Below are 13,249 nucleotides of genomic sequence, written 5' to 3' on the forward strand. Positions count from 1 at the left end.
CCCTATGAAACTCAGTTTTTTGGGCGCAGCCCGAGAAGTCACCGGATCGTGCTTTCTGGTCGAAGCGGCTAATGTCCGCTTCCTGGTCGATTGCGGCATGGTTCAAGGTGGGCGTATAGCAGCAGCACGCAACCACGAGCCGTTCGCGTTCGACCCGGCGTCCATTGACTTCGTCCTGCTGACCCACGCCCACATCGACCACAGCGGGCTATTGCCCAAACTCACGCGCGCCGGGTTCAAGGGGCCCATCTACGCCACGCCAGCGACGGTTGATCTGCTCGGGGTGATGCTGCCCGATAGCGCTCACATCCAGGAAAGCGATGCCAAGCGGGTTGCCAAGCGGCTCAAAGAAAAGACCGTGCCGCCACCCCTGTATACCCTGCAGGATGCACACGAATGCCTGCAGCAAGTACGAGGTATCGAATACGACCGGGAGTTCGCACCCCGCGTCGGAGTGCGCGCCCGCTTTCGTGATGCCGGACACATCCTTGGTTCGGCCATCGTGGAAGTGTGGATTACCGAGTACGGTTACCCCACGAAGATCGTGTTCAGCGGCGATCTGGGTCAGCCGGGACGCCCCATCCTGCGCGACCCGACACCCATTGAGGAAGCCGACATCCTCGTCATCGAGTCCACCTACGGTGACCGCCGGCACAAGGATTTTTCGGCGACCGAAGCGGACATGATCGGCATCGTCGAGAAAACCCTGTTCGAGCGCGGCGGCAATGTCATCGTTCCGGCCTTTGCGGTCGGCCGAACCCAGGAGGTGCTCTACCACCTACATCGTCTCACCTGCGAAGGGCGTCTGCAGCGTCCAATGGTGTTTGTCGATTCGCCGATGGCCACCGAGGCCACACGCATCACGCGTGAACATCTCGAATTGTTCGACGAACAGGCGAAGCGGTTGGCCGGATGGCACGCGCGCGGCGAGAACCTCCCGTACCTGGATTTCACAGCGAGCGCTGAGGAGTCCATGGCGCTGAACCGGATTCGCTCCGGGGCCATCATTATTTCTGCCAGCGGCATGTGCGATGCGGGACGTATCCGGCACCACCTGCGCCACAACTTGCCACGCCGCGAATGCAGCATCTTGTTTCCCGGTTTCCAGGCGCAGGGGACGCTTGGCCGGCGCCTGATCGAGGGGGCCGAACGTGTACGCATCTTCGGCGAGGACATCCCGGTACGTGCGGCGATCCACAGCGTGGACGGCCTCTCGGCGCATGCCGACCAGAAGGCGTTGCTGAATTGGGCTCGGGGTTTTGTTCACCCACCGGCGCAAACCTTCGTGGTGCATGGGGAACTGTCTGCCGCGCAGGCCTTCGCCGAACTCCTGCAACAGCAACTCGGCTGGCAGGTCACGGTGCCCGAGCATGGTCATGCGCTGCGCTGGCCGGAATTTCTGGCGCACGAGTGATGAAGCCCGCCGAAGATCTCGCTGAACGCCTGCGCGCCATCCGCGAGTCGCCAACGTACCGTCTTGCGTACGAAGACATCGAACTGCTTGGCCAGGACGAACTGCGGCCGCTGCGACTGCAGCTCGAACTACTCAAACCTGAGCGCATCCTGCACGAGAAAGGCATCCGCTCGACGGTAGTGGTCTTCGGCAGCGCACGCGTGAGCGATGCCGAGACGGCAGAAGCCCGCCTTGGCGCGCTGGAGCGTCAGGCGCTCGTCACTCCGGAGAATGTCGGGCTGCGGCAAGAGCTTGCGCGAGCCAATCGCCGGGTCGAACAGGCACGTCACTACGAGCAAGCGAGGCGTTTCTCGGGCCTTATTTCGGCGCGTTTCCAGCAGCAAAACCGCCGTGATTTCGTCGTCGTCACCGGAGGTGGGCCCGGCATCATGGAGGCCGCCAACCGCGGTGCTTTCGAGGTTGGCGCACGTTCGATTGGCCTCAACATCACGCTGCCCCACGAACAGGCACCCAACCCCTACATGTGCCCGGATTTGGCGTTCCGATTCCACTATTTCGCGCTGCGCAAGATGCACTTCTTGTTGCACGCCAAGGGCTTGGTGGCATTCCCGGGTGGCTATGGAACGCTCGATGAGCTGTTCGAGGTGCTCACCTTGATCCAGACCGGAAAGATGCAGCGTATTCCGGTAGTGCTGGTCGGCCGTGCATTCTGGCGTCGCGTAGTTGATTTCGACCTTCTGCTCGACGAAGGCTATGTCTCTCCATCCGATCTCGACTTGTTCACCTGCGTAGACGAAGCGGAGGAAATCGTCAGTGCCCTCGAACGCTTTTACGTCAACAGGGCGGCAGGCGATGGGGCAACATGATTGGCATCGACGGGTATCTCTGGAGCCTGCGCGGCACCAAGGTGCGGCAGCCGATGCAGTGCGCCGCCTTGTTGATTACGGGTGCATTGTTCAGCCCGATTGCTGCTTTCGGTTCCGAAGTCTCGCTCTCTGCAAATCCTCCCTCCTGCTCACCAGAGCAATCCCTGCGCTGGCGGGGCGGCACTCTGCGTCTGGAGAACGATTTGTTCACCGGCTCCGATCGCAACTACACCAACGGTGTCGCGCTAACAGCAGTCTCACGCGATCTGCAAGGCGGGCTCCGTCCGGAATGCCTGCCCCAGCCGATTGGCTTGTACGCCCGCTTCATCGGCTGGGCTGATCCAGGCTTCTGGCACGACGCCGGCGCCCACTCGTCGTCGCAAAACCTCGTCGTGCGCTTTGGCCAGTCCATGTACACGCCCGAGAACAAGACGCGCACCGACGTGATTCCAGATGACCGACCGTACGCTGGTTTGCTCTACCTGGGTTTGGCGTGGAATCGCCGCATCCACCCACAAGCCGCCAGCTACGAAATGCTTGACGTGCGTGAGCTGACCCTGGGCGTGATCGGCCCCTGGTCGCTGGCCGAGCAATCTCAGGATCTGGTGCATCGGGCACGCGGCATTGAGCGATTTCGCGGCTGGGACAACCAGTTGCGCAACGAGCCGGCGTTTCAGATGGCCATGGAGCGCAAGTTCAAGCCGTACACGGAGGGTGCGGTCCGCCCTGGATGGGGCAGCGACGTGATCGGCAGCTATGCCCTGCGGGTCGGAAACATCGAAACCGCCGCCAGTACCGGCGTGGAGTTTCGCGCGGGCTGGAACATACCGAACGACTTCGGCAGCTATCCGATCCGCCCTGGCGCAGAGAACCGCCCGCCCTCTGGTGTTGCCGATCTGCGCACGACAACGCCGCAGTCGGTCCTGGCGCCCAAACCTGGGGCACATGTCTTCCTGAATCTGGAGGGTAAAGCCGTCGCCTGGGACTTCTCACTCGACGGAAACATGTTCCGGCATAGCCATCACGTCAGCCGGCGGCCTTGGATCGCGCAAGCAGCTCTCGGCATCAGCAGCCAATGGATCGTTGCTGGACGTGGCGTACGGCTCGCCGTGATGCGCGTTTGGAGAACCCGCGAGTTCGACCAGCAGGCGGGCCATCACGCATTCGGATCGATCGCGCTGAGTCTGGAATTTTGAGGACACCTGCAACCAATCGTTAGACCCAAAGCATTCGTCACAACATCAATGGAGAAATTCGTGAACCAGCCCTTGAAACCCAGATCGTTTTTCACCGTCCCGCTGTCCGTGCTCTTGGCAACCTTCGCCACGGCACTCGGTGCGCAGTCCGTAGAGGCGGCAAAGCCAATGGCGCTTCGTACCATAATGGAAAGACTCGGTCGCGACATGCAAGCCGTCACGGGCGCGATCTCCAAAGAAGACTGGCCGCTGGTCGCCGAGCTAGCACCACGAATCGCCAAGCATGCCGAGCCGCCCATGTCGGAAAAGATGCGCATCCTTGCTTGGCTTGGGGCAGACGCTGGAAAGTTTCGGGGTCTTGATGGACAGGTCCATGACGCCGCGACCGCCATGGGCGAGGCTGCACAGCGGAATGACGGCCAAGCAGTCATCGCGGCTTTCTCCAAGACCCAGCAAAGCTGCCTAGCCTGCCACCAGAGTTACCGTCGCTCGTTCGTGGGAAAGTTCTATGGAAGCCGCTAGCAAGGGATGGCTACACCTGTTGACGGAAGACTAGCTTCTGTCCAATCAATATACCTCGACGCGTTTCAGGTTCCCAGGAAGCCACCCGTGCAGCGATCACGGGTTCCTGCTTCACCCGCGGCAGCACTCGTTGGATCTGACGTTCATGACCCCCGTATGCATGTGGGTCACCAGCACCAGCGGATAACGCAGCACCTCGTCCAGTGAGATACGTTTGTGCTTGAGCAGCGGATGCCATGCCGGCGCCGCGACCATGAGGGGGGGCGCTCCAAAGCGCCTTAGCCACGATGTCGTCACCCACTTCACCAGACTGGGCCCTAGGTCATACAGATCGCCATGCAGCCCCTTGATTTGCTGCGACAGTGACACCTCGAACAGGCGCAACTCGACGTCGGGCTCCTCCTGCCAGCTTAACGCCAGCAAGGTCGGCAAGCGCGACGGGGTGATGCCATCGGACAGCGTAATGCGTTGCTGACCGTGAAAGCCGTTGGCCGCTCCCCTCACGCTGTCGCGGGCTTGCTGCAAGGCAGTGAAGAGGCGCGGCACATGTTACAGGAATTGCTTGTCCGCCCGCGTCAGCCGCTTGCTGCGACTGCTCCGGCCGCAGTGCTTCAGCGGCGCGGTTACAGGTGGCGATCTCGAATTCGCCGAACATGCCCATCGACAGTTCATCCGGCGCGATGCCCGCTGGCGCGAACTTCAGACGCTGCGCTGCCGCCCGTGTCGACAGACCAAATCGCTCGCCCTCGGGGAGTGACGTAAGACGCCGCGACTGTCTTCCTCGGGTCGCTGCGGCCACAGAAGATAGCCGAGGCGCGCTGGCGCGAGTGCTCTAGCTAGCCATCCGCCATGACCGCCGCCCGCGTTCAAGCAGCGTTGCAATAACTCCGGACACCATTGCCCGCGTGCTGTGAGCCGGCGACGGCAGCCGCTGCAAGACATGCCGGCCTCTTCTCCGCACGCATGCGGCTCCCTACGATCATAAGGACTGGTCACGTCACGAGGGACTGCGCATGAACTTACGTCATCTTCGCTGTTTCATTGCTGTAGCCGAGGAACTGCACTTCGGTCGAGCCGCTAGGCGGCTGCATATAGAACAATCTCCCCTATCACGCACGATCCGCAAGTTGGAGACAACTCTAGGCGTGACGTTGCTCAGTCGCACGCCGCGGGGCACAACCCTGACTTGGGCAGGGCGAGTCTTCCTCGACGACGCCCGCCGCATCATGTTGAGCGTTGAGCAGGCAGTGGCCAGCGCGAAGGCTGCTGCCTCCGGTTCTCAGGGCATTTTGCGAATCGCGCTGTCGAGAGACATAGGACGGGCGAGGCTATCAGCACTGCTTGCACTGTGCCGCGAAGAGTCGCCGCAGGTAAACATCCGGCTCTCCGAAGTACCGCTGACCGAACTCGTGCAGGGGCTGAACGCAAATCTGTTCGACGCCGGCTTTGCAATGGTCAATGAAGTGGAGGACGGGATCATTGCTGAGCCGCTGTGGGCCGACCCCTTGGTAGTGATCCTGCCCGCACGGCACCCGCTTGTAGCCTTCAAGGAAGTGCCGTTGCAGGAAGTGGTGAGCTATCCGCTGGTACTTTGTGATCCACGGGCATGCCAAGGTTGCGGTCGGCAGAGCGAACGACTGTTCCGCTCTGTCGATGTCCAACCGATCGTGGCTGAGTATGCCGCTTCTCACGGGCTGATGCTGACGTTGGTGGCCGCAGGGTACGGGCTAAGTTTTTCCACTGCCGCGCACTTGGCAACTTGCCAGCCGGCGGATGTTGTTGTCCGCCCGTTGGCCGGTCAGAGCGCATCGATAACCACCTATCTGTTACGAACCGAGGGTGGCATGACGGAGCCGTTGCAGCGGTTCATCGAACGCGCCGAACGTGTATGTCATCAGGACGCAAGCACATCACGCGCGATCTGACGCAGATCTATCGAAAGGTGCGCGGCTAGTTTTCTCGGATTGCGCGATTCATCTTTGGTCTTGCGGCTGACCCGATCTGCATGGCTCATGCGCTGTACTGATGCCAGTTTCGACGCAATTGCTGCGCCCTTCCGTCCTCCGGCACTCGCCTGCGGGCTCGCCGCCGCGGTCATTTCACTGACGCGGAACGCATGAGCTTTTGCTGGTTGCAAACCGGCTCATCCTGTTGACGCATTGGCACTTTACGCCGTTGGAATTCCTACGGAAAACTTTGGCCAGGTTTCGGGTAAAGCGCGGCACCCATGCTTGACTCCAGGGGAGCGCGACCACCAAGCCGCGTGCCGGTCCAAAGGCAAAGCGCCCGCATCATGGTTGAGGAGTTTCAAGCGTAGCAAGATGTAGTTCGCCCTTAGCCGGCCGTCAGCGCCGATGCAACGCTTCCTTCCACGATCCCGGCCGGTCCTGCGCTTCATCCGGATTTCTGGGCAATCGCCTCGCCCACTTGGGCGGTGCGCGTCTGCCAGAGTTCGATCCGACGATGGGACGCACGCGACATGGAGAAATCGAGTTGCCTTGCCTTTGGCGCCAGGATCTACTACCGCCCGATCGAGGCGGCCGTCCGTTGGGCGGGACTGTTGCGCTTTGAGCCGCGGATTCTGGAAACGCTCGGGCCACGTGCCATGCCTGAGCCGAACGACTTTCCGCGCTGGCCCTTGCTGCGCCTTTTCTCCGAGCGCATCTTCGACGCATTGGCACACGATGAGCTTTCTTACGGCAAGGCAGGCATGGCGCAGGAACCTCAGCGCCCCGCACTCGACGATCCTGCGTTGATCGTGCGCCACGTCGACCTGAAGGCGTGGATGTCGCATTACTACCCCGGTGAGCGGCCTCCATTCCTGTTCGACGGCATCGAGCGCGAACTGCATCCTTCGGTGAGCGTCGCCATGCTGAACGTGTTGCTGGCCGATCGCGAGGCCGCCAAGCTGCAGCTTGCCGAACTCGCACAACTACATGCGGCGCTGAAGGCACAGCACGAAGCGTTGGCGAAGGAGCATGCCAGTAGCATTCGTGAGGGCGATGCGAGTGAACCGGGCCTGCGCAGCGAATCGACTTACCTGAACATCATTGGCGGCCTGCTGACATTGCTGTTGGGCAAGTCCCCCGCGGGCTCTGCCTACTCGTCCTTCCGCAACATGGATGCGGTGATCAGTGCGCTACTGGCCCACCATGAAGGGCGGCCCGGCATCAGCGAGCGAACGCTGTGGAGCAAGCTGGCACAGGCGCGTCGCCACCTGGAGGCATCGCGCTGAGCCTGTAACAGCAGACTGCAATTGCAGTTGCGTGTTCTGCAGTTGCAGTGAATCTCGCAGCAGCAGCATATGGAATGCGAGGCACTTTCTGAACAACGCCATCGAGCGTCAAGGAGTGCCTCTCATGTCTTCGCAGACCATCGCGCCGGCCTTGCCGCCCGAGCACCGCGTCCTGCGCCGCGCCGAGGTCGAAGCCAAGACCGGCTTCAAGCGCGCGCACATCTACAGCCTCATGAAGGAAGGCAAGTTCCCCAAGGCGCTGCGCCTGGGCGTGCGCGCGGTGGGCTGGGACTCGGTGGAGATCGAACAGTGGATCGCCGATCGCCTCAAAGAACGCGCCTGACGCTTCTTCTCGGTTCATGCCATTCGACGAGGAGAAGCCCATGCAGGTGGTGTCCATCATTTCGACCAAGGGCGGCGTGGGCAAGACCACGACGGCGGCCAACCTGGGCGGCTTCATCGCCGATGCCGGGCTGCGCGTGCTGCTGCTGGACCTGGACGTGCAGCCCACGCTGTCGAGCTACTTCACGCTGGACGTTCGCGCGCCCGGCGGCATCTACCAGATGCTGGCCTTCAACGAGCGGCGCATCGAGCAACTGGTGTCGCGTACCGTGATCGCGGGCCTGGACCTGGTGCTCTCCAACGACGACCGCGGCGAACTGAACACGCTGCTGCTGCACGCTCCGGATGGGCGCCTGCGACTGCGCCATCTGCTTCCCGTCTTCCGCACGCACTACGACTTGCTGCTGATCGACACCCAGGGCGCGCGCAGCGTGCTGCTGGAGATGGCGGTGCTGGCGTCCGACCTGGCGCTGTCGCCGGTGACGCCGGAAATCCTCGCGGCGCGCGAGCTGCGGCGCGGCACGCTGCAACTGATCGAGGACATCGCGCCGTATCGGCACCTGGGCATCGAGCCGCCGCCGCTGCGTCTGCTCATCAACCGTGTACATCCTGTGTCGTCGAATGCGCGGCTGGTCCAGCAGGCGCTGCGACAGGTGTTTCAGGAACAGGCCGGCGTGCAGGTGCTGGGCACCGACGTACCGGCCATCGAAGCCTATCCGCGCGCTGCGACACGAGGATTGCCGGTGCACCGGGTGGAGCGCCGGCAGCCGGCTGGGCGCACGGCGCCCGCGGCGTTGGAGACCATGCGCACGCTGGCCGGCGAGCTGTTCCCCGTGTGGCGGGAGCGCTTCGCGCTGGTCACCGGTCGGGCCGATGCGGGAGGGGCCGGCCATGGCGAGCGCGCATGAACTGGCGCGCGGCCGCGAACGGCTGCGCGCGCTGATCGAGTTCGCGCTGGGCGAAGGCTGGCGCGTGGTTCGCACGTCCGGCGGGCACCTGGAATTCACGAAGCAAGGCTGCGCGTCGATCTACACCAGCTCGACGGCGAGCGACCACCGTGCCGACCGCAATGCCCGCGCACAGCTTCGCCGCGCCGACCGGCAAGCGCAGGAGAATGGCCGTGGCTGAGCTGACGCCGCAGGACATGGCTGCCAAGCTGCTGGCCACCGGCTTCGAGCGCAGCGGCCCTTCGGCCGCGACCTTGAGCGACCCCATCGCCGACACGCCGATGGTGGTGACGCTGGACCAGTTGCGGCCCTACGACCACGACCCACGCGTGACGCGCAACCCGGCCTATGCGGAGATCAAGGCGTCCATCCGTGAACGTGGGCTGGACGCGCCCCCCGCGATCACGCGCAGGCCGGGCGAGGCGCACTACATCATTCGCAACGGCGGCAACACGCGGCTGGCGATCCTGCGCGAGTTGTGGAGCGAGACCAAGGAGGAACGCTTCTTCCGCATTGCGTGCCTGTTCCGCCCGTGGCCGGCGCGCGGCGAAATCGTGGCGCTGACCGGGCATCTGGCCGAGAACGAGCTGCGCGGCGGCCTGACCTTCATCGAGCGGGCCTTGGGCATCGAGAAGGCGCGCGAGTTCTACGAGCAGGAAAGCGGCCAGGCGCTGTCGCAAAGCGAACTCGCGCGGCGACTGACGGCCGACGGCTATCCGGTGCCGCAGTCACACATCAGCCGCATGAACGATGCGGTGCGCTATCTGCTGCCGGCGATCCCGACGCTGTTGTACGGCGGATTGGGCCGGCATCAGGTGGACCGGCTCGCAGTGCTGCGCAAGGCGTGCGAGCGCACCTGGGAGCGGCGTGCGCTGGGCCGGCCGCTGACCGTGGACTTCGCTTCGCTGTTTCAGGATGTGCTGTCGCAGTTCGACACGCAGCCGGAGGGCTTCTCGCCCCAGCGCGTGCAGGACGAACTGGTGGGTCAGATGGCCGAGCTGCTGGAAGCGGACTACGACACGCTGGCATTGGAGGTCGATGACAGCGAAAGCCGTCAGCGAGTATTGACCAGCGAGCCGGCCGCGCCGAACCCGGCAACGCCTGTCGCACCTGCGGCGCCAGCCATCACGCCGCAACTGTCGCCCGCGGCGCCAACGCCACGGGACACCTCGCCCGTCGCGCCACCGGCAGAGACACCCTCGGCACCACCTGCCGCTGCACCAAACGCCCGGGACGGGCAGCGCGACGAGCGCCTGCAGGGGCACATCGTGACGCCGGCCCCAACCACCGAGCGCCTGCAGTCCATCCAGAGGATGGTCGCGGATCAGCTCGGCGACAAGCTACCCGACTTCGAGGCCGACGCGCTGCGTGCGATCCCGGTGCAGGTTGGCGGGCTCTTTCCCATCTCGGATGTCTGGTACATCGAGCCGGGCCTGGACGTGCCGGATCGCCTGCGCGTGCATATCGCGCAGTTCGCTCGCGAGATCGCGGGGGAAGCGGCGGTGGGCGACCACATCGAAGCCAGCGATGGCGGCATCGGCTTCGTCTGCGTGACGCCGGCCGTGGGCCAGGCGAAGGCGCTCCCGGCGTTCGCGCGTGCGATGCTGACCCTGCTGCACGCGCTGAGCACCGCGCCGGCACCCGCGACCGGGCTGGACAGCGCGCGGCTGGCCGATGACCTTGGGCCGCTGCTGCATGGTCACGGCGGCTTGGTCACGCGCCTGAGCGATGCCGGGCTGGTAAAGCTGTTCCGTCTGCTGCGCCTGGCGCGCCGGCTGCTGGATCTGGAAGCCGGCGTAGCGAGCCAGGATTCCTGAGCGCAGGAGGCTCCCGTATGTCGGCACCGCACCCGCTCAACCAGGCCGTGATCGCCCAGGCCCTGCATGACCTGCGCAACGGCCAGTTGCGCCGCTGCAAGGCCATGGGCTTCGGTGAGGAGGAGCTGGATGCGCTGAAGCACCCAGAACTCGTGAGCATGCTGGTGAATGCCACGGTGTCGTGGTGTTCGGTGTCGGTGAACCGGGAAGTGTTGAAGCGGCTGCTGAGCCAGGTGCACGACGTGGAGCGGGAGATCGCCACGGTAGACCGCATGCTGCGCCTGGGGGCGAGCACGGAGATGGTCAGCAAGTTCTACGGCCTCACGCATCAGGAAGTGGCGCTGCGCCGCGACATCCTCGGGCTGCCCAAGCGTAAGGGTCGGCATCCGGTGCTCGACGAGGCGCAGGACGTGGCCCTGTGGGAACGCTGGAAGGCCGGCATCACGGAGCGGCACATCGCACTGAACGACGACATGGCGATGCTGGCGCTGACCATGGACCTGGCCGAGGCCATGACCCTGCCCATGTCGGTGATCTGGTCGGCGATACGGAACTGGGTCGACCAGGGGCTGGTGTAGGTCATGACGACGGGCGACGCTCCACGGCGTGATGGCCCGGTTGCGCTGTCGGCGTTGTTCGACGAGGCGCTGCGGCACCTTGAGCCGAAGGAACCGGCGCAGGGCACGGCGCCGAGCCAGGACGGCTTTCTCTACAGCGGCAACCGGCACGAGAGCGTGCCGCGCGCGTTGTTCCTCGACCGGCGCCTGACGCCGCTGGAGCGCAATGCCTGGCAGGTGTTCCGCCTGCAGCTCAACGACGACGGCGTGACCGCCTTTCCCACCTACGACCAGCTCCGCCCATATCTGGCGTCCATGCCCTGTGCGGCGCAAGCCTCGCACGAGACCGTGGCGCGCGCCTTGACGCTGCTGCGGCTGACGCGCTGGCTCAGCCTGGTGCGGCGGCGGCGCGATCCCAAGACCGGCCGTATCCAAGGCAACCTCTACGTGCTGCACGACGAACCGCTGTCACCCTTCGAGGCGATGCAGCTCGACCCGGACTACCTGGGCCTGGTGAGCCAGGCGCTCACGCACGCGGCGAAGGCGGTGCAGGTCGTGGGCATGAACACGCTGCGGGAGATCGCCGAAGACCCGCTGCTCAGCGGGCGCACGCTGCCGACCCGTCTGCAAGTGCTGGCGCAGCGCATGGCGCGGCATGGCTGGACGACGCCAGGTTATCCACAGGAGGGTGCGGACCACGAATCCGAAGAAGGCCAGGAAGCCCTTCTTCGGAATGCTGCGCGCCCGTCTTCGGAATCCGAAGCAGGGCCGAAACCCGCGCCGGACAGCTCTCTTCGGATTCCGAAGGAGGACCGTACAGTACGTAATGATCGTATAAATGAAGTACGTACAGTGCCGCGCGCGAGGGCCTTGCAGAACCTGCGACTGCCCGAGCGTTTCCTGCGCTTGAAGGACGAGCAGCAGGCCGGCGCGCTGGTGGCGCTGCAGCAGGTGGACGAGGCGCAGCGGCAGGCCGTTCTCGACGAGTGGGCGGCACGCTGCCACAACAGCGCGGTACGCAACCCGGCCGGCTACCTGTTTGGCATCATCCAGAAGGCGATCCGCGGGGAGTTCAAGGCCTGGGCCGGAGAAAGTGCATCGGCACCGCCAGCGCCCCCGTCACCTGCGCCCTCGTCACCGCCGGCATCCCGTGCGGCTGACCCCGAGGTCGCACGAGCCTACCTGGCTCAGCTCCGAGAAGCCTTGCGTGATCGCTGATGTTGACTATCCCCAGGGGATAGCTGGAACAGACATCTTTCCGCCGCGCTCGATTGTCGCCCGCCGAATGACAGGCGAAACTGTCGCCTGTGAATCAAACGAGGACAGCCACGCACGAGCCCGGCCAACGATGGATATGACGACTTTCCCCGTCACAAACGCACTGCAACCACTACAGCGAGACGTTCAGCGCTTGCTGGGCAGATGCCTCTTTCGCCTTCAACAATACGAGCGCCTCATGAAAGCCATCGTGGCCCACCACGAGATTTCAGGCCCGGCGCATTCGCTGGAGGCCATTCGCGCAGCGCGGATTGAAGATGCCGCGACCAAGACCCTGGGCACGTTGATCGGACAACTGTTTGGTTCGTATGTCGTCACCGATGGAAATGGCGGCGAGGAACGCGACGACGATCTTCCCGGCGACGTGATCTCCTTTCGCACGCGCGTGCAACTGAGCCTGTCTGCGCAGGACTACGCCAAGACCCAGGCCGACCTCAAAGACCTGGTATCGCTGCGCAACACACTGGTGCACCACTTCATCGACCAGCACGATCTATGGACCGTGGACGGGTGCCGCGCTGCACAGGACGAACTCGGTTCCGCCTACACGCGCATCGATCAACACTTCGAGCAGTTGCGCGGCTGGGCCGAGCACATGGATCAGGCGCGGCGCCTGGCAGCGGAATTCGTCCAGTCGGATGTGTTCCACGACCTGGTGGTCAATGGCATCGCGCCGGACGGCACGGTGGACTGGCCGGCCGCCGGCATCGTTCGTGCGCTACGCGAGGCCGCCGCGCAGTTGGCCGTCGAGGGCTGGACACCGATCGCCGCCGCTGGCCGCTGGATCGCGGACCGGCATCCCGAGCAGCTTCCAGCCAAGTACGGCTGCAGCAGTTGGCGGCAGGTGGTGCACGAGTGCCGCCTGTTCGAGCTTCGCTACCGTGAGGTGGAGGGGCAACGGGCCGCCTGGTACAGACCTCGCGAAGCATAGCCCCGCGACGCGGTCTCACCTCCGCGCGAGTCGCGAACGACTCCGCCGAGCTATCCCCAGGGGATAGCCGGCACACACAGCCTTCCGCGCAGAACAAACCGGGCGCGCATGGGCTGCGGTTTGTTGACTGACAGCCTTCCGGCC

Annotated in this window: 15 protein-coding genes; 13 read left to right on the forward strand and 2 right to left on the reverse strand. The window is 64.3% G+C overall.

Annotated elements, in window-relative coordinates; all coding sequences use genetic code 11:
• The first annotated feature begins 4 nt into the window (after positions 1-4).
• From CW305_RS17785 to CW305_RS17800, 4 genes are read left to right on the forward strand one after another with little or no spacing between them, the layout of a single operon-like run.
• Positions 5-1,414, forward strand: a complete 1,410-nt coding sequence (locus tag CW305_RS17785) for an MBL fold metallo-hydrolase RNA specificity domain-containing protein (protein ID WP_014819573.1) — start codon at positions 5-7, stop codon at positions 1,412-1,414.
• Entirely contained in the window at positions 1,414-2,280 is an 867-nt protein-coding gene (locus CW305_RS17790) for an LOG family protein (protein ID WP_014819574.1), read from the forward strand. The genes CW305_RS17785 and CW305_RS17790 overlap by 1 nt, the downstream gene beginning before the upstream one ends.
• The gene (locus CW305_RS17795) at positions 2,277-3,476 is read left to right on the forward strand and encodes a lipid A deacylase LpxR family protein (protein ID WP_010792185.1); all 1,200 of its coding nucleotides are present in this window, start codon (positions 2,277-2,279) and stop codon (positions 3,474-3,476) included. Before CW305_RS17790 ends, CW305_RS17795 begins: the two co-directional genes overlap by 4 nt.
• A gap of 60 nt (positions 3,477-3,536) precedes the next feature.
• A complete protein-coding gene (locus CW305_RS17800; RefSeq protein WP_010792184.1) occupies positions 3,537-3,998 on the forward strand; it encodes a cytochrome c in 462 nt (153 codons plus the stop codon).
• A gap of 111 nt (positions 3,999-4,109) precedes the next feature.
• On the opposite strand, the gene CW305_RS17805 is transcribed toward CW305_RS17800, so the two are convergent.
• Entirely contained in the window at positions 4,110-4,544 is a 435-nt protein-coding gene (locus CW305_RS17805; RefSeq protein WP_014819576.1) for a LysR substrate-binding domain-containing protein, read from the reverse strand.
• Between the two features lie 467 nt (positions 4,545-5,011).
• Between CW305_RS17805 and CW305_RS17810 the strand changes: the two genes are divergently transcribed.
• Positions 5,012-5,923, forward strand: a complete 912-nt coding sequence (locus tag CW305_RS17810) for a LysR family transcriptional regulator (protein ID WP_010792183.1) — start codon at positions 5,012-5,014, stop codon at positions 5,921-5,923.
• Here the strand turns inward: CW305_RS17810 and CW305_RS23280 are convergent.
• Entirely contained in the window at positions 5,893-6,135 is a 243-nt protein-coding gene (locus CW305_RS23280; RefSeq protein ID WP_134280909.1) for a hypothetical protein, read from the reverse strand. The two genes, CW305_RS17810 and CW305_RS23280, sit on opposite strands and share 31 nt — an antisense overlap.
• A gap of 342 nt (positions 6,136-6,477) precedes the next feature.
• On the opposite strand from CW305_RS23280, the gene CW305_RS17815 reads away from it, so the two are divergent.
• From CW305_RS17815 to CW305_RS17850, 8 genes are all read left to right on the forward strand, one after another.
• Positions 6,478-7,233, forward strand: coding sequence for a hypothetical protein (locus CW305_RS17815; protein ID WP_010792182.1), 756 nt, complete (start codon positions 6,478-6,480; stop codon positions 7,231-7,233).
• A 124-nt stretch (positions 7,234-7,357) separates the two neighbouring features.
• Positions 7,358-7,576: an AlpA family transcriptional regulator gene (locus CW305_RS17820; RefSeq protein WP_010792181.1), complete on the forward strand. Its 219-nt coding sequence runs from the start codon at positions 7,358-7,360 to the stop codon at positions 7,574-7,576.
• 40 nt (positions 7,577-7,616) lie between these two features.
• Positions 7,617-8,483 (forward strand): ParA family protein, encoded by an 867-nt coding sequence (locus tag CW305_RS17825; RefSeq protein ID WP_014819578.1) that lies wholly within the window; start codon positions 7,617-7,619, stop codon positions 8,481-8,483.
• The gene (locus tag CW305_RS17830) at positions 8,467-8,703 is read left to right on the forward strand and encodes a hypothetical protein (RefSeq protein WP_003294162.1); all 237 of its coding nucleotides are present in this window, start codon (positions 8,467-8,469) and stop codon (positions 8,701-8,703) included. Before CW305_RS17825 ends, CW305_RS17830 begins: the two co-directional genes overlap by 17 nt.
• Positions 8,696-10,339 carry a ParB family protein gene (locus CW305_RS17835; protein ID WP_023125208.1) on the forward strand — a complete coding sequence of 548 codons (1,644 nt, stop codon included), beginning with the start codon at positions 8,696-8,698 and terminating at the stop codon, positions 10,337-10,339. The genes CW305_RS17830 and CW305_RS17835 overlap by 8 nt, the downstream gene beginning before the upstream one ends.
• Before the next feature lie 17 nt (positions 10,340-10,356).
• The gene (locus tag CW305_RS17840) at positions 10,357-10,917 is read left to right on the forward strand and encodes a DUF2857 domain-containing protein (RefSeq protein ID WP_010792177.1); all 561 of its coding nucleotides are present in this window, start codon (positions 10,357-10,359) and stop codon (positions 10,915-10,917) included.
• A gap of 3 nt (positions 10,918-10,920) precedes the next feature.
• Positions 10,921-12,114, forward strand: coding sequence for an STY4528 family pathogenicity island replication protein (locus CW305_RS17845; protein WP_014819580.1), 1,194 nt, complete (start codon positions 10,921-10,923; stop codon positions 12,112-12,114).
• Positions 12,115-12,352: 238 nt separating this feature from the next.
• Positions 12,353-13,105, forward strand: coding sequence for an OST-HTH/LOTUS domain-containing protein (locus CW305_RS17850; protein WP_014819581.1), 753 nt, complete (start codon positions 12,353-12,355; stop codon positions 13,103-13,105).
• The last annotated feature ends 144 nt before the right edge of the window (positions 13,106-13,249 follow it).

Origin of the sequence: Stutzerimonas kunmingensis, from assembly GCF_002929225.1 — a bacterium.
Classification (GTDB): Bacteria; Pseudomonadota; Gammaproteobacteria; order Pseudomonadales; family Pseudomonadaceae; genus Stutzerimonas.